Genomic DNA, 16,790 nt, shown 5'->3' on the forward strand with positions numbered 1-16,790 from the left:
GGGCTTTGGCCCTGGGTCCACGCTCCGTAGAGCTGAGCCGGCCCTCTGGCCGGTTCCGACCGGTCATGCCGTCGGGTCAACGGTCGGCGACCGTGTCCCGGACTGTGGTGAATTCGCTGTCAACGTGGAGAAGGGGCGCCGAGCCCTCCAGGCCGCCGCACGAGAGAACCTGCCCGAGCAGACCTTGATGATCGCCGGCCTCGAAGCATGACGCCAAGCGGCATTCGAAGTAGGCGACCCCTTCCGCAGCGATGGGCAGGCCCGTGACCGGGGCGTGGAGTGAGGGGATGCCCTTCCAGAAACGGAGGCTGCGCGGTCTCCCCGGAGCGGAGAAACGCAGTGCTACGGACTCCTGGTGGGCGGCGAGGGCTGTCACCGCGAACACGCCGCTGCCGCGGATCGCACACAGGGTTCTCGACATGCCCTTCAGGTAGAACACCACGAGCGGCGGTTCGAGTGAGGCGGTGGTCAATGAACTCACCGTGACCGTGCAGAGTTCTCCGTCAACACTGTTCGAACTCACGATCGAGACACTCGAAGGGACAGCCCGAGCGGTCCCACGAAGACTTGCGGTCGGGGTGTTCAAAAGGTTCCTGAAGGAGAGGGTCATGAGTCACTCCGTTGAGACGAAGGCGGATTGCACGTGGTGGACGCTCCGCCGGGGCTGCAGAGCACTGCCCTGAGCCCGGCCTCGAACGTGGTCCGGCCAGATGTCCGGTCTCGGGGACCGAACCGTGCCCTCCCTCGGTCCGACGGAAGGGGGCGCGGTGGGCGCAGCCGCACCTCGCAGCCGCTCAGGTCAGGCATCCCCGGTTGGTCGCTTCGACCGGCGATCTCGTGGGGCGACCGTTCTGTCGTGGCTTTGGACCCCGGGGCGACAGAACGGTCCGGAGGAGGCGGGGAACACGGCCGGAGTTCCCCCAGGAAGGAGGGGTCACCATGAAACTCCTTTTGTGTTTCCACTATGCCTAGAAATAGGTAACAGCATTCAGACTGATCGGTCAATGGCCGCAGTCTGCGCACCAGGTCGTGGGCATCGTTCAATCCGGTCCGGTCCACCTGATCGACAGAAATCCTGCAGTACGCCCCGGGCGTACGCTCCCGCCACCCTTTTCACAGCGAGCTGGATGGGTAATTTTTGAGCCAACGTCCGAAGCCTCCGACGGGGATGGAGACCGGAAATAAGGTGGTCGGGAATCAGAGAAACCCGACCGGGTCGCCCCGGCCGGGTCGGACCCGTGTACATCGGTCGTCAGGTGGCGTTGCCCGCAGGGGACGGTGGGTCGCTACGGCGCTCCAGAAGAGTCGCGATGGCATTCCAGTTCACAGCACAGGCGCGTGCCACGGCCGCGATTCTGGTGGCCTGGTGGGGAGGGATGCGTTCGACGAGGTCCGCCTCCTCGTGTCGTATGACACGGGCTTCGAGCCAGCGGATCATTGCGCGACCCTCGTCGTTGTATCGGAGAGTGGGATCCCTCTTGAGGGAATCGAGTACGACTCCGAGGTCGATGGGGCGGATCTCGGCGGACCGCTGCTTTGCTCCCTTGGCCGTCGAACGAGCGGATTGCCCCACTCCGTTCAATGCCGGCTCCCGGGCAGTGGCCTGGTCCTCGGCAGACGCTTCGCCGGCTTCGTCGCGATCGAACGCATCACCGCGGGGAAGGAGGGCCTCCGCGCTTTTCAGCCGGTCAAGGACGTGCCCTATAGCCTCCTCGGTGGCGTCGGGCCGACCGGAGTCCCGCTGGATCGATGTGCCCGCGTCCCGTGTGAGAACGTCGGTGACATTCCGCCTGCCATCGTCGAGGTTGACGGTCCGGACTCTGCCGTCGAGTCCGACGCGGACCGCGGATCTGACCGAAGGGTCCGTCGAGGCTCGGCGGAGGGATCCGATCGTTTTCCCGGACAGGCCGACCTTGGCCGCGATCGCACGGTCCGACCACTCGGGGTGGGCGGCCAGGATCTTCTTCGCGGACGCCCTGCGGTCCGCCAGTGTGAGCGGGAGGCCATGGCGGATGTTCGCCTCGACCGCGGCGAGAAAACAGTCACGGTCCGAACCGTCAAAATAGGTCACCTCGATGGTCGTGCAATCGCTGTCCCGTGCTGCGTGCAAACGGTGCATGCCATCGATGACCTGCATGGTCGACCGGTGGACGAGGATCGGGGGCAGTGCGTCGAGCTGTTCCGCCAAACGTGCCACGTGGTCGTGGTCGATCCCATTCAGCCGTGGGGAATCGGCGTCCAGCAGGGCGTTGATCGGGACACGATGCGGAGTGGTCGCCATATCAGCTCCTTTGACAAAGAAGATCATCCATGGTCAGTGCGCTGCATTCAGCGTGGCCACCGGTGGCACATCGAATTCCGTCTCCGCTGGTCGCGACGGGACCGGGGCCGGAGCGGAGCACGCGGGCGTCGGGGGTCGCGGCTAATCGGTTTCGGGGACGAAGTACGAGGTCGCGGCATTGCGCGATGCCTATCGGCCCAGCACTGGTGTGAGTACTCACGGCAAGCAAGAATAAAGAGCATTCTCTCTGTTTTCAACGGAAAACAGATCGATCACTCTTTTTTCTGAGATGTTGGGCACCGTAGGCGTCCAGCGGTTGCACCGAGTCAGACGCGGGCTGCTGTGCCGGTGCTTCCTCCCGCCAACGGGCGTAGAACCCGGTCGGCACGGCCGCGGCTGCGATTTCGGAAGGCGGGAGTATGGCGAGGCAGGAACGGGCGGAGCGGACACGGGCCCTCCTCATCCAGGCCGCGAGCGCGGAGTTTGTTCGGTTCGGGTACGCCGGCGCGACGCTGAGCCGGGTCAGCGGTAGGGCCAACGTGACCATAGGCGCGTTGACCTTCCACTTCTCCACCAAGGCCGCGTTGGCGGAGGCGGTATGCGCGTGTGGTTCCGACACCACCCGCAGCGCCGTACGTCACGCGGCCGGGAGCGTCGACTCGCCCTGGGGCGGGCTGGAGTCCGTCCTTCGCGTTCTCACCGAGCTCCCTCTGGAGGATCTGGTGGTGAGGGCCGCGGCACGGCTCTCACGTGAGTGGGGGGGCGCTTGTCCGCGTTGACAGACCTCTTGGACCCCGACCGTGGGTTCCCTGCTCGACGAGGTGGTGCGCCACGGTTCACTCGCTCCCGGCGCGGATCCGAAGACCGTGTTGGAACTCGTGGAGCTGCTGGTCAGTGGCTCTGGGGCGGTGATGGTGCAGGACCTCCTCGAACATCCGGAGTCGAGCACGGACCGTGCCCGCGACAGATTGTTCGGTATCTGGCGCATGGTTCTCCCGGTCCTTGCCGCCCTCCCGGAGTCCGAGGACCGCTGAACACACCGGTGGGTCCCCTACCGCCCCCTCCCGGTGCCCCCGCGGGACTGGTCCTACCGCACGAATCCACCGGCCTACACCCACGGGTGCGGTGGCCCGCGGCCCCATGAGCCGCCTCCGTCCGGGGAGCACGTAACCGCGGTGGCCGTGAGCTTCGGTGGCACCCGCCCACTGAACCGTATCCGTTCATGGCAACAGCCTTCGTTGATGGAATCATGGTCAAGGTTGCGTTGGTGCCCTGAACTGGGAGAGGTCGGCGGATACCTCTCGTTGCGCCATCGCACCACAGAGCACTCAACAGCGAATGCTGTTGACATGAATAGATGCTGTTGATAGGAGTAGGGTCATGTCGAAGGAACTGGACATCAGGCTGCTCGAAGGCGAAGAGCTGTCGAACTGGGAACGGGCCCGACGGCTCGTTCCCAAGCTGAAGGCACTGGCCGACGAGAACCGCACGATCCTGTGTCTTCTCCTCGCCGAGCGGCCGCACACCGTCAAGGAGCTCCAGGACGCCACGGGGCTCAACCAGACCCTCATCAGTCACCACCTGCGCCCCCTGCGCGAGCAGGAACTCGTCAAGGTCATGCCCCGCGGCCGGTCCAACGTGTACGCGCTCTGCTGCGAAGAGTTGGGGATGCCGGTCCGCTGGCTCGCCTCCCTCGCGGCGATGACGCCCGAAGGCGCCAAGGCGTGCTGCCTCAGCAAGGAAGACGACAAAGCGACCCACCCTCCAGAGGAAGCAACAGATGTCTGAAAACTGGATCGAGACGATCAGGACGTTCGGAACGATCGCGATTGAGCTGGTCCTGCTCTTCTTCGCGGTCGCATTCCTCGTCGCCCTCCTGCAGCGGCGTTTGGGGGAGAAGAGGCTCCAGCTCTGGCTGGCGGGCGGAAAGCTGACGGCCCCCCTGAAGGGGGCCCTTCTCGGTGCGCTCACCCCCTTCTGCTCGTGCTCCACGCTCCCGATGCTCATGGGCATGCTGAAGGTCGGTGCGCCGTTCCGTGCGGCGGCGGCCTTCCTGATCTCCTCACCTCTCCTGAACCCGATCATCCTCGGTATCACCTGGGTCCTCTTTGACTGGAAGGTCATGGTCGGCTACGCGGTGGTCGTGTTCGCCAGCACGATCGTGCTCGCCCTCGCCCTGGAGGCGCTGGGGATGGAGAAGTACGTCCGCCGCGTCAAGGTCAGTGCGGAGGGACACAGTGACGCTCCCTGGCAGGGAATCAAGGCCGAGGCCCGCCCCGCTTGGGACCAGGCCGTGTCGTTCTTCAAGCCCCTGGCGATCCCGATGCTCATCGGTGTGTCGATCGGTGCCTTCATCTACGGTGCGGTTCCCGAGACCTTCCTGACCTCCATCGCCGGCCCCGACAACCTCTTGGCCGTGCCGACCGCCGCCCTCATCGGCATCCCGCTCTACATCCGCACCGAGTCGGCTCTCCCCATCGGCATGGCGCTGAGCGCGGCCGGGATGGGCCTTGGCCCCGTGTTCGCCCTCATCATCGGCGGCGCTGGGGCGAGCCTGCCCGAACTGTCCATGTTGGCTGCGATCTTCAAGCCCAGGCTGGTCGCCGCCTACGTCACCAGCATCCTGGTGGTCGCCACCGCCGGTGGTCTGCTGATCCCCCTCTTCTTCTGATTCTTCTGCGCAACCACACCCGCGGTTCCTCTCCGGTCTTCCACCGTGGGAGGGGCCGCGATCATCTTCTCGGGTCAGGAAGGCTGTCGATTTCCGGCGGGAGTCCATCGGCATCCTGGTCTCGTGGGTGAAGCCGCGCCGGTCGCGGGACAGGCAAAGAGCCGGTGGCCCCGCAGAAGGCGGGGCCACCGGACCGAACACCCGATCCGGCAGGATCAGAAGTTGACCGAGACCACCTTGGCCGGGCCGGAGCCCTTGGTGGCGGTCAGGGTGTGGGGGACGTTCGGGGCGATGTAGAAGCTGCCGCCCTCGGGGACCGTCGCCTCCTTGGGGTTGTCCGGGTCCCCCCACTTGAGGTGGATGTCGCCCTCCATGCAGAAGATGACCTCGTGGGCGTCGTGGCCGCCGTTGAACTCGGCCTTGGCCGGGTCGTCGACGTTGACCTCAAGCAGCAGGGGGACGAGCTTGGGAAGGGTCCGGGTACGCACCAGGCAGTTGTAGGTGTAGTACTCGGTGCCGGCCCGCATGCCCTCGACCACCGGGTTGTCGCCGGGGGCCTGGACACGGACGCCCCCGTCGAGGTCGGTGACGAACTCGGGGGTGAGGTCCGAGGCGGAGGTCCCCAGGATCCCGGCGATCTGGGTCAGCTTCTCCAGGGTCAGCTCGCCGCCGTCCTTCTCCTCCATAGCCACGACGTCGTCGACGCTCAGGCCCAGGACCTTCGCGAAGGACGCCCGGTCCATCTTGATGTGCTCGCGGCGGCCCTTGATCTTCTGGCCGTAGGTTTCCTCAAGGGCAGGGGTTGTCGCCATTTCTCTCTCCTTCGGTGATGCGGTGGTGGTGAAGCGGCGAAGGAACCCGAGTGCTGATTCGGCCGGTACGCTGGAGAGCGGTTCGGCCGACTGGGGCCAAGCGGCCCCGGTGACTCCTTCTCCTCTTCGCGGATCACGGTGCGGGCTCGCGCCGTGAGGTCAGGGGGACTGGTTCGCGCGGTCGCTCAGGTGGCGGCCGCAGGGGACCAGATGCGCGTGTACGAGACGTCCTCCGGCCAGTCGCGGAAGGGACTGAAGAGGTGGTCGTAGTCCGTGTTCCGCGCCGATCCGCGCATGATGAAGCATTCGGCTCCGGCGGAGGCGCACGCCAGGAGCGCGTCGAGCTTGGTCCTGAGCGCCCCGGTCGAGTCCCACGGGCTCTTCGCCCACAGCGCCGAGTAGGCGCGCTCGGGGAAGGCGGGGTCGACGTGGGACAGGACGTCCTTGCCGTCGGGGCCGTCCAGCAGGATCCCGGGGACGTCCGTCAGGCTGACCACTCGGAGACCGGCCTCCGTGGTGCCGACGAGGAACTCCGGCACCCGGTCGCTGGAAAGGCCGTGGAGCCGGCCGTCCGTTCCGAGGACGCTGTCACCGGACAGGACCGGGAGCGCTCCGGAGTCCAGAACCCTGGTGAGGACGTCGCTGCGCACCGAGAACGATCCGTCGTCCTCCAGGAGCGCCATGGCTCCGAGCTGGAGGGGAAGCGCTCGAACGCCCTCTCGCCGCAGGGCTTCCGTCCACACCCAGCGCACGTCCGCGAGCGCCTTGGTGAGGGGTATGCACCCGAACGGGTCTCCCCCGTCGTTTCCGCGGAGCGCTCCGTGTCCCGGGGCCCCGCCACCGGTGATGAAGACGAGGCGTCCGCGATTCTCACGGAAGAGCCCGGCAACGATTCGAGCGTAATCCGCTATCGCGGACATATCGAGGCTGTTCTCGACGCTCTTGTCAGAGAAGAGGCTTCCGCCGACCTTGATGGCGAGGACGGTCACCGACCTCGACACCCCCAGGGGAATCGTGCGCGTTCTGTCATGTTGTCGATCGATCGCGGGAAGGCCGCTCACTGTAATCGTTCTCCACTTTCATGCGGGGTGGACGGGTCCGCGTCTGGGGCGGGGATATCCGCTGATCAGCGGGCCGACGTCGGCCGCGAATTCCGAATGATCGGCCATCGGGATATCCGCGGCGCACTCGTGGCAGGTGGGGAGGTTGTCGCGATTTTTGCGCGGTCTTTGTTTGCTGAGATGAACTTTATGATTGATATGTCGGACATGTCCAGAGGATGTGCCTTGGAAGTTCGGGAGGATCGTTGGAAGCACGGAGAACCGAGATTTCCACAGGTGGTGTCCCATGAACTCGGATCACTGTTTCTCGACACCGGATCCACCGAACCCCTGCCCTGTGACCACGCACAAAGAACCCGCACCGATGTGATCGGTGCGGGTCGCCGTGCCGTTGCCGGGGGCCGCCACAGGTGCCTGCTGCGGTCCTGGCGGGCCGGTGCTAGCGGGAGGCGGTCCCCCCGGCCTCCGCGTCGGCCTTGGCCTTGGCCTGGGTCTGGGCCTGGGGCGTCTCCTCTTCCTCTTCGGTGACGTTCACGGCCCCGCAGCAGCTGTCCAGTTCCTGCTTGGATTCGCCGCCGAGCAGCTTGTTGAAGAGTCCTCCGGCCATGTCTGGCCTCCGATCTGTTCTCGTCTTGCCGAACCGCTGGCGTTCGCCGGACGGAAATCGACGCTCCGCCCTCGCGGTGGCCGTCGGGCGGGAGGCCGGGTCAGGGGCCTCGGTGTGCGGGCGTCCACCTCGGAGTGGTTCCGGGGCGGGTTCCTCTGGTCCACGCAACGTCGTGGCGGCCCTCCGGGATGGGGAGCGTCTCTCACCCTTTCAGTAATAACAACAGCGATCGCTGTTGTCAACCGTAAACGTTGGTCAATTGCCTCAGGGCTCATCGGACCGCGCGCCTCAGGAGCATGCTGACCAGTTCGAGGACGAAGACCACCGCGAACGTCATGAGCGTGATCAGGGTGATGACGTCGTATTCGCGTGTCTGCGTGGCCTGGAGCAGGAAGAAGCCCACCCCGCCAGCGCCGACCAGGCCCAGCAGGGTCGCGGACCGGATGTTCACGTCGAGCTGGTACAGGAGCCCGCCGATGAGTGCGGGGGCCGCCTGGGGCAGGACCGCGGTGAAGTAGCGCTGGGTCCTGGACGAGCCGAGTGCGGACATCGCCTCCAGCGGCCCGGTGTCGATCTCCTCCAGTGAATCGGCGACGAGTTTGCCGAGGAGGCCGACGGACCCCAGGGCCAGAGCGAGTACCCCGGCTACCGGTCCCAGGCCGATCACGACGACGAACACGATCGCCACGACCAGTTCCGGAAGCCCGCGGACCGCGAGGACCACTCCTCGGAACACCCCGTGCACCGCCCTGCTCCCCGAGATGTTCCGGGCGGCGAGTGTCCCGACGGGCACGGCCAGCAACGCGCCCAGAAAGGTGGCCGCCAGGCCGATCTGGACGGTCTCCAGGAGAGCGGTCAGCAGGCCGTCCAGCATTCCCGCGTCCCCGGGCGGCCAGAACAAGCCCAGAGTCGTGGTGAAACCCGCCCACCCCGCTGTGTTCCGGGCGTCCAGCACACCGCTGCCGAGCAGCGACACGGCCACCCCGGCGAGGACGGTCACCGTGTACGCCCAGCGGCGCGCCCGGTCGAAGCCGAACGGGGGAGAGATCCGGCGCGAGGATCGCGCCGGTGGTTCCGTACCGGGAGGCGGTGGAGAAGCGGCCCCTCCACCCGGCCCGCTCCGGCGGGACCACCGGGTGAGGAGTCCGCGCGCACCGGTGCCACCGTCCCCGGGATCACGCAGGAGGGTGCGGCGGATCGAGGTCGACACCAACTCTGTCAGGAGGCACAGCAGGAGCAGGATCAGAGCCCAGGAGATCCCGAGGCCGAAGTCGAGGCGGGCGAACGCGTGCGCCATCTCGAACCCGATACCCGCCACACCCACGAATCCGAGGACGGCGGACACCCGCAGGTTGATGTCGAAGCGGTGGAGCCCGATCGCGATGAACGCCGGCAGGGCCTGGGGGACGACCGCGGTGAGGAGCCGCTGGCCCCGGGTCGCGCCGATGCTGCTCAGGGCCTCCCTGGGGCCAGGAGACGTCTGCTCGATCGCGTCGGCGTAGAGCTTGCCGACCATTCCGATCGAATGCAGGCCCATCGCGAGGACGCCGGGGAGAGCTCCCAGGCCGAACAGCCGGACGAAGAGGATGGCGAGGACGACGTCGGGAACGGCACGAGCCGCCACGATCAGTCCGCGGGACATGAGCCGGTGCGCTGGGCTGGGAGTCGCGACCGAGGACGCCCATACCGCCAGTGGAAGGCTGAGCGCGACGGAGAGCAGTGTGGCCAGGAAGACGGTGCCCAGGGTGATCCCGGTCTGGCGGAGCACCTCCTCCGTGCTGGGGAGGGACAACGGCCAGGTCCGCCGGATGAACATCTCGGCGTTGGAGGCCCCCTGCGCCAGGGCCGTGAGATCCACCCCGAGGGAGTTCAGTGACCAGATCCCCGCACTGGTGAACAGGCAGAGGAATCCGATCACCGCGCCCGTGCTCCTCGGGGAACGCGGCGGGCCCGCTGGGGTACGCGGTCGCACGGGGAGCCGTACCAGCGGCGGAGCGATCATCCGGTGACATCCAATACGACCGGTTCCTGAGCCGCGGCGGTGCCGTAGACACCCATCGCCGCCGAGGTGTCCAGGCTCGCCGCGGGAGCGTCCAACACGACCTCACCGTCACGGAGGCCTATGATGCGGTCCGCCCACCCCAGGGCCAGGTCGACCTGGTGCAAGCTGCCGATCACCGTCAGCGACTTCTCGCGGGCGATCTCACGGAGCAGACGCATGACCGTGTCGGCGCTGGCCGGGTCCAGCGAAGCGACCGGTTCGTCGGCCAAGAGGATGGCCGGGCGCTGCATCAGGGCCCTGGCGATGGCCACACGCTGTTGTTGCCCACCGGAGAGTGTGCTCGTGCGCTGAAACGCGTGGGCGGACATGCCCACCCGGTCAAGGTGCTCCAACGCTTCCAGCCGCAGGGAGCGCGGGTAGGAGAACAGTCCCAGGCGGGGACCGAACAGCCGTCCGAGAGCGCCGCTGCATACGTTCTCCAGCACACTCAACTGTCCGACGAGATTGAACTGCTGGAAAACGAAGCCGATTCTGCGGCGGATCTGGCGCAATCGGCTCCCGTGGGCCTTCGCCACGTCGTTGCCCAGCACCCGCAGGCTTCCGCTGGTCGGCTTGTGCAGGCAGCAGATGTGCCTGAGCAGAGTGGATTTTCCGGAACCGGATCGACCCAGCAGCGCCAGGATCTGTCCCTCGGGGACCTCGAACCCGACCCCGCGCAGGGCCGTCACTCCGCCGTCGAACTCCTTCGTCACCCCCGTCAGGGAGACGACCGGCCCGTGGCCGCCGTCGTTCCGGACCACGTGTTCTGCCATGTGAACCTCGAATCATGCGTCGGGGGGCTTCCGGCTCATGGTCAGCCCGTCTGGCAGGCTTCGGCCTCGGTGATCCGGCAGAGCTCCCGGATCGGGTCGTAGAACGCATCGTCGGTCTCCGTGAAACCCCAGTAACCAGCGATGTCGTCGACTCCGAGGGCATCGGCGTTCCCCCGCTCAAGCACCGCGTCGGCGATGGCGCCACGGAGTTCGGGATCCAGTGAGTTGACGACGGCCAACGGGGAGTTGACCACTGGATCGGACGTCCAGAGAATCGTGTAGTCGTCGTGGTCGATGCCCTCCTGCTCAGGAAGAACCTCGTCGTACAGCAGGTCGCGGACGGCCCCCGCGTCGCAGTCCCCGTCGCGGACGGCCAGGAGGGAGGCATCGTGCCCGCCGGAGAACCTCTCCGTGTAGTCACCCTCCTCCAGACCGGCCCCGACCAGTCCGGCCAGCGGGTAGAGGCGGCCGGAGGTGGAGTTGGGATCGACGAAGCAGACCGTTCTTCCTCGCAGGTCGGCGAGTGCGGTGATACCGCTGTCGGCCCGGGCGACCATGTAGGAGTGGTAGCTGGGCTCGCCGTCCTTCTCGTAGAGCTCGGCTGCTATCGGGGAGATGTCGACCCCGGAGTCCCGCGCCAAGACGTAGCTGAACGGGCCGTACATGGCGATGTGGACGGTACCGGCGCGCTGAGCCTCGATGAGCGCGGCGTAGTTCGTCATGACCTCCAGTTCGACCTCCTTGCCCGAGGCCTCGGCGACGAGGTCCGCGAGCGGGGCGTACGAGGCGTTCAAGGAGGCGGCGTTCTCGTTGGGGATCAAGCCGAACACCAGGGTGTCGGGATCGGCAGCGTTCGCGGCCCCCGAGGCGCTTCCGCAGGCGGACGCCAGCACGAGGGCGGCGGACGCGGCGCAGAGCGCGATCGTTCTGGAGGGCTTTCCGGGCATGGCGCAGGGCCTTTCGGTCGAAGTGGGAAGGTATCCGGTGCCGCCGGCCGTCTCAGGCACCCGCGCTACCGGGGGAGGACTCGCGCACCGCCGCCGAGAAGCGGTTCCGCATCTCCTCGGGGGTGTGGGCGCTGGTTGCCCGGGGAGGCATGGGACCGCTGCGCGCACGGGTGGGCACGACGAGCATGTGGGGCCCCGGTGAGGACAGCGCGTCGGTGACACCCCGCTGGAGTTCCCCGGGAGTGGCACACCGTCTGGCGTCGGCGTAGCCGGCCGCCGAGGCGACCTCTTCCAGTCCAGTGGTGTGCGATGTCGTCCCCTGGCCACCGGTCGACTCGTGGATGCCGTTGTCCAGGACGACATGGACGAGGTTGGGCGGCGCTTGGGCACCGATGACCGACAGTGCTCCCAGGTGCATGAGCGCGGCGCCGTCGCCGTCGAGAGCCACGACGGGGCGGTCTGGCCGTGTCAGGGCGACTCCCAGGGCGATCGAGGAGGCGTGGCCCATGGATCCCTGCATGTAGAAGTTGGCCGACCGGTCCTCGACTCCGAACAGTTCACGTCCGGTGTAGCCAGTCGTCGCGATGACCGGGGCGTCACCGATGAGTTTGGTGACCAGGCGGACGGCGTCGGAGCTGTCCATCCGGTCGTCCCGGGCCGGTCCGCCCGATGCGGCTGCTTCGGCCGCGCCGACCGCGTGCTTCTCCACGAGCACGAACGGCGCGCGCCCTTCTGAGAGCTCGGCCGTCGCGGCCTCCAGGATCTCCCGGAAACGTGCCTCACCGGCATCCGCGCTCAGGATCCAGTACGGCATCCCCAGAAGGTCCAGGTAGGGCGCGGTGGTCGGTCCCATGACGGCGTGCTGGGGTTCGTCCTGGGACGGGTCGGGCCAGCCACGCAGACTGACGAAGGTGAGCACCGGGATCCGGTAGGTCATGACCAGCGAGGTGAGCGGATTGACGAGGTTGCCGAGCCCGGAGTTCTGCAGCATGACGTAGGCGCGTTCCCCGGCCAGCACGGCGCCGGAGGCGGTAGCGAGCGCGCCGCCTTCGTTGGCCGCGGCGACGTAGCGGCCCGGAGTCCGGCTCAGCAGGGAGATCGGTCCGCCGAAGTACGAGCAGGGGACCCCACTGGCGAAGCCGAAACCGTGCCGCTCCAACTCATCGCAGAAGAATTCAGCGGAGATCACCGGCACCCCCCTTCCCGAACGCTTCGGGCACTGTCCCGGGCCGCTGTGGCGAGGGTGAGCTCTCCTAGAAGTGGAGGGGCGGTCATCGCCCGGGGAACGGGGAGCCCGAACAGACGGAGCACGGTCGGGGCCACCGAGGTGATCGCGGCCGGAACCGTGGACACCGGAGTGTCCTCCCAGGAGCCCGCCGGGACAAGGACGCAGTGGACGGGGTTGAGCGTGTGCCCCCCGTAGGGAACGGCCTCCGCCTCCAGGTCCCCGAAAGACCGCAGCATCTCCTCGGCGTTACCGTGGTCGCCGACGATCAGCGTCCAGCGGCCCGCGGCCCGCGCGGCGGAGGTGATGTGCGCCACCGCCGCGTCGACGGCCTCGGCCGCGCGGCGCGTAGCGTCGAAGTTCCCTGTGTGCCCGACCACGTCCATGTTGGCGAGGTTGGCGAGAACGAGATCTATATCGTCCCGACCACACGCCTCGGCCACAGCCCCAGCGACACCCGGGGCGTTCATCTCCGGGTGCTCGTGGACGGGGCCGTCGGGAGCTCCCGTGACCTTGAGGTACTCCTCCCCGTCCCTTGCCCGGGCGTCACGACCGTTGAAGAAGAAGGTGACGTGCTCGAATTTCTCCGGCTCCGCGACGCGCAGAGACCGGGCTCCGGCCGACACGAGCACATCGCTCAGCCCTCCGGAGGCGTCCGCACGGGGCACGAGCGCCGGGATCTCGGTCCGGGTGTCGTACTGGGCCAGGCTGATCAGGCGTACCCGCCTGCGACCGCTCGCGGCGAGCTTGTCCGCGACCATGTCCGCGAGCGGGGCGGTGCGGTCGCTGCGGAAGTTGGTGAACAGGACGCAGTCACCGTCCTCCACCCGAGCCGAACGTCCTGACACACCGGTGACGGCGGTGGGGGGGATCGCACCGTCAGTTCCGGTGGAGAGCACGGCGTCTTCGGCGATGGAGACGGTCCGTTCCGCTTGCCCGTCCAAAAGGAGCCGCACGGCCGCGGCCGTCAGGTGGTCTTTTCCGCTCTTATCCATCGCGTAGTCGCGGCCGACCACCCCGGAGATCGAACCGACCCCCTGGTCGTCGATCATGTCCTCGACCCGGGACAGGTAGTGCCCGGCCGTACCGTCGGCCACGTCTCGGCCATCGGTGATCGCCCAGATCCGTATCCGGTAGAGACCAGAGTTCCAGACGCCCCGGAGGATCTCGGGGAGGTGGCCGATGTCGGAATGGATTCCCCCGTCCGAGCACAGCCCTACCAGGTGAAGGGTCCCCCCACTCGACGCGAGTTCTCCGCATACGGTGGACAGCACCGGATGGGAGCGCAGACCGCCCGAGCGCACCTCCCGTTCGACGCGCAGACTGTCGTACTCCACGGCACGCCCCGCCCCCATGACGAGGTGACCGGTCTCGGAGTTGCCCACGGTCCCCTCCGGAAGACCGACGGCCGTTCCCGAGGCGTCGAGGAGCCGTCCTCCGGGGCCGGCGGTAAGGGCGTCGAGGACCGGGGTGTGGGCGGCGGTGAGGGCGTTCGCCGGACCGGGGGCCGCATGGCCCCATCCGTCGAGGACGAGCAGCACCCCTGGTGCGAGGGTGATCACCGGTCGCCTCGCAGGTCTTCGAAGCGGTCCCAGAAGTCGGGGAAGGACTTGGCCACGCACGCGGGGTCGCGGATGACGACGCCGGGAGTGCGCAGGCCCGCGACGGCGAAGGCCATGGCGATCCGGTGGTCGTCGTAGGTGTCGATCACCGCCCCCTGGGGCTCCTTTCCCCCGTGGACCGTCATCGTGTCCTCGGTGGTGTCGACGGCGACGCCCATCTTCCGGAGCTCGGTGCTGACCGCGTCGATTCGGTCGCACTCCTTGACGCGCAGGTTGCCGATCCCGGTGATGTGGGTCGTCCCGCGGGCGTAGGCGGCAACGACGGCCAGCGTCGGGGCGACATCGGGCATGTTGGACATGTCGATGTCGATACCGGTCAGCGGTCCGCCGGTGAGCGTGATGCCCGTGCTGCCCGACTCGGCGGAGCAGCCCATGTCGGCGAAGGCGGTGACCAGACCGACGTCCCCCTGGACCGAGTCGGAACCGATCCCGGGGATGGTGACCTTCCCGCCGGTGATCGCGGCCGCGGCAAGGAAGTAGGACATACCGGAGGCATCGGGCTCCACCGTGATGTCCCTGCCACGGTAGCTCGCTCCGCCCGGTACGGAGTAGCGCCCATACCCCGAGCGCCGGAGGAGGACTCCGGCGGTGGCCATCGCGTTGACCGTCATGTCGACGTAGGGCTTGGAAACGGGGTCTCCGCTCACGGAGAGTTCGAGACCCAGCTTCGTTCCGACCGAGCCGATGAGCAGACTGCTGGTGAACTGGCTGCTCACGGTGGCGTCGACGCGGGTGGAGCCGCCGCGCAGGCCGCCACCGAGGATCTCGATCGGTGGTGAGCCGTTGCCCGAGGTGCTCCGTGCCTCCACGCCGAGTTTGCCCAGAGCTTCGAGAAGGTGCTCCATGGGCCGCTCACGCATGCGTTTGTTGCCCGTCAGAACCGTCCGGCCTTCCGCGAGGGCCGCCATGGTGATGAGGAAGCGGATCGGAGTACCGGCGTTCCCCATGTCGATGTCGGCGGCGGGTGCGCGCATGGGCCGCCCATTGGGGACCACGGAGAACGTCTCGTTGGCAGCGTCGGCCTCGACCTCCACGTGCCCGAAGGCGCGCAGGGCCTCGGCCAGCAGCAGCGTGTCCTGGGAATGCAGCGCGTGTCGCAGGAGTGTCGGTTGCGGGGCCAGCCCCGCGATCGCCAGGAAACGGTTGGTGTAGCTCTTGGAACCGACGACGGAGACCGTGGCGTCGATGTCCTTGACGGGAGTGATACCGATCTCGGGGAGGTCCATGATCGGATTGCGGAGTGAGCGTGTCACAGCGGTGTGCATCCTTGGGTCGATGGGGGTTCGGGGTCTGGCGTTGAGCGGTCAGCCACGCCGGTGGACCTTGTGTTGTGCGGCCTGGGCGAGCGGTCGCACGACGAGGAAGTCGACATTGACGTGTGAGGGGCGGGTGACCGTCCAGGCGACGGTGTCGGCGATGTCCTCGGCCGTGAGCGGTTCGTCCACTCCCGCGTAAACGGCTGCCGCGCGGTCCGCGTCCCCGCGGTAGCGGTTGAGGGAGAACTCCTCGGTGTGGACCATGCCGGGGGCGATCTCCACGACGCGCACGGGCCTGCCACACAGTTCCAGGCGCAGGGTCCCGGCCAGGGCGTGCTCGGCGTGCTTGGCCGCGCTGTAACCGCCGCCGCCCTCGTAGACGGTGAAGGCTGCGGTGGAGGAGATGAGCACCACGGTCCCGTCGCCGCTCTCGGTGAGGAGCGGGAGCAGGGCCTGCGTGGTGGCGAGGGCACCCATGACGTTCGTCTCGAACATGGTGCGCCAGTCGGAGGGATCGGCGTCGGCCACCGTCTCGGTCCCAAGGGCGCCGCCGGCGTTGTTGACGAGCACGTCGCAGCGGGTCAGGCCGTCAACGGCCGCCGTGACGGACGACGGATCGGTGACGTCCATGGGCCGGACCTCCGCCGCCGTCCCGTCCGCCGCGATGAGTTCGGCGACCCGTTCCAAGGCGCCGACCCGTCGGCCGGTCAGGACGACGTGGTATCCCTCGCGGGCCAGTCGGCGCGCGGTGGCCGCGCCGATCCCGCTTCCGGCCCCGGTGATGAGAGCGGTCCTCTGGGCGTCTTTCGGGTGAGGGCTCATCGGGTCACGGCCCGTTCCGGAGCGGACTCCGCCGGGGAGAGGACCGGAGAGTCGGTCTGGGCAAGCCAGACATGGGCTCCCGGCTGCAGCAGGAAACGAAGGTCCGACCGGCTCTGACCAGACGTTTCGACCGATCCGCCGAGGAAAACCAGGAAGGCCTTGCCCGCGCTCACGTCGGGGAAGCAGTGGCCGGCAGCGAACTCCGCCAAGAGACCGGTGGGGTTGTGCACGCCGAGCAGGCGGGTCGGAGTGTGCGGCGTGCGGGCGAGACCGGGCGCGGACGTGCGGAGGGAACTGCGCAGGCCGCTTCCCAGGGCGGGGCTCGAAACGGACCCCGCGAGGTGGAGAACATGCAGCAGATCAGGGCTGCTGTCCGAACAGAAGGGCAGGTACTCGGGGTCCAGTGGATCTTTGTTCATGCCTCTGGGGCGAAAGTCGGATTTCTCCGGGTCCCTCTTCATGGCTTCCTGCATTCTGAAATTATTTCTTCTTGATAAATTAGCCTGACGACGGTGTGGCGCCAATGGCTCTGGCGAGTTGAGAACACGACCCCAAAGGGGTGGTGTGGTGAGAAGGTATAAATCACCGTGACCGCTGTCAATGAAACGGGCACGCGCTCCTTATTTCGGGACATTATCGGTGTCCCGTGTGACGCGTGTTGCACGGGCTTGC

The 16,790-nt window shown here is 67.5% G+C and carries 17 protein-coding genes; 4 read left to right on the forward strand and 13 right to left on the reverse strand.

The genetic code is table 11. The features are described 5' to 3' along the window. Positions 1–76: 76 nt before the first annotated feature. Both B042_RS21820 and B042_RS21825 read right to left on the reverse strand, forming a co-directional pair. A complete protein-coding gene (locus tag B042_RS21820; protein WP_081748572.1) occupies positions 77–610 on the reverse strand; it encodes a flavin reductase family protein in 534 nt (177 codons plus the stop codon). A 642-nt stretch (positions 611–1,252) separates the two neighbouring features. Beyond that, a complete protein-coding gene (locus B042_RS21825; RefSeq protein WP_081748573.1) occupies positions 1,253–2,308 on the reverse strand; it encodes a ParB/RepB/Spo0J family partition protein in 1,056 nt (351 codons plus the stop codon). A 392-nt stretch (positions 2,309–2,700) separates the two neighbouring features. On the opposite strand from B042_RS21825, the gene B042_RS24225 reads away from it, so the two are divergent. From B042_RS24225 to B042_RS0103600, 4 genes are all read left to right on the forward strand, one after another. Then, positions 2,701–3,060, forward strand: coding sequence for a TetR family transcriptional regulator (locus B042_RS24225; RefSeq protein WP_051415438.1), 360 nt, complete (start codon positions 2,701–2,703; stop codon positions 3,058–3,060). A 21-nt stretch (positions 3,061–3,081) separates the two neighbouring features. Further along, positions 3,082–3,315 (forward strand): hypothetical protein, encoded by a 234-nt coding sequence (locus tag B042_RS24230; RefSeq protein WP_051415439.1) that lies wholly within the window; start codon positions 3,082–3,084, stop codon positions 3,313–3,315. 346 nt (positions 3,316–3,661) lie between these two features. Beyond that, the gene (locus B042_RS0103595; protein WP_028647094.1) at positions 3,662–4,069 is read left to right on the forward strand and encodes a helix-turn-helix transcriptional regulator; all 408 of its coding nucleotides are present in this window, start codon (positions 3,662–3,664) and stop codon (positions 4,067–4,069) included. Next, the gene (locus B042_RS0103600; RefSeq protein ID WP_028647095.1) at positions 4,062–4,952 is read left to right on the forward strand and encodes a permease; all 891 of its coding nucleotides are present in this window, start codon (positions 4,062–4,064) and stop codon (positions 4,950–4,952) included. Before B042_RS0103595 ends, B042_RS0103600 begins: the two co-directional genes overlap by 8 nt. A 215-nt stretch (positions 4,953–5,167) precedes the next feature. Here the strand turns inward: B042_RS0103600 and B042_RS0103605 are convergent, their stop codons facing one another. The 11 genes from B042_RS0103605 to B042_RS0103655 all read right to left on the reverse strand — a co-directional run bounded on the left by B042_RS0103605 (position 5,168) and on the right by B042_RS0103655 (position 16,591). After that, positions 5,168–5,764 carry a cupin domain-containing protein gene (locus tag B042_RS0103605; protein WP_028647096.1) on the reverse strand — a complete coding sequence of 199 codons (597 nt, stop codon included), beginning with the start codon at positions 5,762–5,764 and terminating at the stop codon, positions 5,168–5,170. Between the two features lie 185 nt (positions 5,765–5,949). Next, positions 5,950–6,753: a hypothetical protein gene (locus tag B042_RS0103610; protein WP_028647097.1), complete on the reverse strand. Its 804-nt coding sequence runs from the start codon at positions 6,751–6,753 to the stop codon at positions 5,950–5,952. Between the two features lie 511 nt (positions 6,754–7,264). Then, positions 7,265–7,432, reverse strand: a complete 168-nt coding sequence (locus tag B042_RS25540) for a hypothetical protein (RefSeq protein WP_155988856.1) — start codon at positions 7,430–7,432, stop codon at positions 7,265–7,267. Between the two features lie 271 nt (positions 7,433–7,703). Further along, positions 7,704–9,350 (reverse strand): phosphonate ABC transporter, permease protein PhnE, encoded by a 1,647-nt coding sequence (gene phnE / locus B042_RS0103620; RefSeq protein WP_028647098.1) that lies wholly within the window; start codon positions 9,348–9,350, stop codon positions 7,704–7,706. Between the two features lie 80 nt (positions 9,351–9,430). Continuing rightward, positions 9,431–10,246 (reverse strand): phosphonate ABC transporter ATP-binding protein, encoded by an 816-nt coding sequence (phnC, locus tag B042_RS0103625; protein ID WP_051415441.1) that lies wholly within the window; start codon positions 10,244–10,246, stop codon positions 9,431–9,433. Positions 10,247–10,287: 41 nt separating this feature from the next. Further along, entirely contained in the window at positions 10,288–11,193 is a 906-nt protein-coding gene (locus B042_RS0103630) for a phosphate/phosphite/phosphonate ABC transporter substrate-binding protein (protein WP_028647100.1), read from the reverse strand. Between the two features lie 52 nt (positions 11,194–11,245). Further along, the gene (gene aepY / locus B042_RS0103635; RefSeq protein ID WP_028647101.1) at positions 11,246–12,382 is read right to left on the reverse strand and encodes a phosphonopyruvate decarboxylase; all 1,137 of its coding nucleotides are present in this window, start codon (positions 12,380–12,382) and stop codon (positions 11,246–11,248) included. Beyond that, positions 12,379–13,980 carry a 2,3-bisphosphoglycerate-independent phosphoglycerate mutase gene (gpmI, locus tag B042_RS0103640; protein WP_197024159.1) on the reverse strand — a complete coding sequence of 534 codons (1,602 nt, stop codon included), beginning with the start codon at positions 13,978–13,980 and terminating at the stop codon, positions 12,379–12,381. Before gpmI ends, aepY begins: the two co-directional genes overlap by 4 nt. Next, on the reverse strand, positions 13,977–15,293 hold the full coding sequence (aroA, locus tag B042_RS0103645) for a 3-phosphoshikimate 1-carboxyvinyltransferase (RefSeq protein WP_197024160.1): 1,317 nt from the start codon (positions 15,291–15,293) through the stop codon (positions 13,977–13,979). Before aroA ends, gpmI begins: the two co-directional genes overlap by 4 nt. A gap of 51 nt (positions 15,294–15,344) precedes the next feature. Next, on the reverse strand, positions 15,345–16,118 hold the full coding sequence (locus tag B042_RS0103650; RefSeq protein ID WP_028647104.1) for an SDR family NAD(P)-dependent oxidoreductase: 774 nt from the start codon (positions 16,116–16,118) through the stop codon (positions 15,345–15,347). Beyond that, on the reverse strand, positions 16,115–16,591 hold the full coding sequence (locus B042_RS0103655) for a hypothetical protein (RefSeq protein ID WP_028647105.1): 477 nt from the start codon (positions 16,589–16,591) through the stop codon (positions 16,115–16,117). The genes B042_RS0103650 and B042_RS0103655 overlap by 4 nt, the downstream gene beginning before the upstream one ends. Between the last annotated feature and the right edge of the window lie 199 nt (positions 16,592–16,790).

This window comes from Nocardiopsis sp. CNT312, from assembly GCF_000515115.1.
Classification (GTDB): Bacteria; Actinomycetota; Actinomycetes; order Streptosporangiales; family Streptosporangiaceae; genus Nocardiopsis.

Excerpts from the sequence above, each read along its gene's own strand:
- B042_RS21820 (WP_081748572.1), bottom strand. The coding sequence starts at position 610 with ATGACCCTCTCCTTCAGGAACCTTTTGAACACCCCGACCGCAAGTCTT.
- B042_RS21825 (WP_081748573.1), bottom strand. The coding sequence starts at position 2,308 with ATGATCTTCTTTGTCAAAGGAGCTGATATGGCGACCACTCCGCATCGT.
- B042_RS24225 (WP_051415438.1), top strand. The coding sequence starts at position 2,701 with ATGGCGAGGCAGGAACGGGCGGAGCGGACACGGGCCCTCCTCATCCAG.
- B042_RS0103595 (WP_028647094.1), top strand. The coding sequence starts at position 3,662 with ATGTCGAAGGAACTGGACATCAGGCTGCTCGAAGGCGAAGAGCTGTCG.
- B042_RS0103600 (WP_028647095.1), top strand. The coding sequence starts at position 4,062 with ATGTCTGAAAACTGGATCGAGACGATCAGGACGTTCGGAACGATCGCG.
- B042_RS0103605 (WP_028647096.1), bottom strand. The coding sequence starts at position 5,764 with ATGGCGACAACCCCTGCCCTTGAGGAAACCTACGGCCAGAAGATCAAG.
- B042_RS25540 (WP_155988856.1), bottom strand. The coding sequence starts at position 7,432 with ATGGCCGGAGGACTCTTCAACAAGCTGCTCGGCGGCGAATCCAAGCAG.
- phnC (WP_051415441.1), bottom strand. The coding sequence starts at position 10,246 with ATGGCAGAACACGTGGTCCGGAACGACGGCGGCCACGGGCCGGTCGTC.
- B042_RS0103630 (WP_028647100.1), bottom strand. The coding sequence starts at position 11,193 with ATGCCCGGAAAGCCCTCCAGAACGATCGCGCTCTGCGCCGCGTCCGCC.
- B042_RS0103650 (WP_028647104.1), bottom strand. The coding sequence starts at position 16,118 with ATGAGCCCTCACCCGAAAGACGCCCAGAGGACCGCTCTCATCACCGGG.
- B042_RS0103655 (WP_028647105.1), bottom strand. The coding sequence starts at position 16,591 with ATGCAGGAAGCCATGAAGAGGGACCCGGAGAAATCCGACTTTCGCCCC.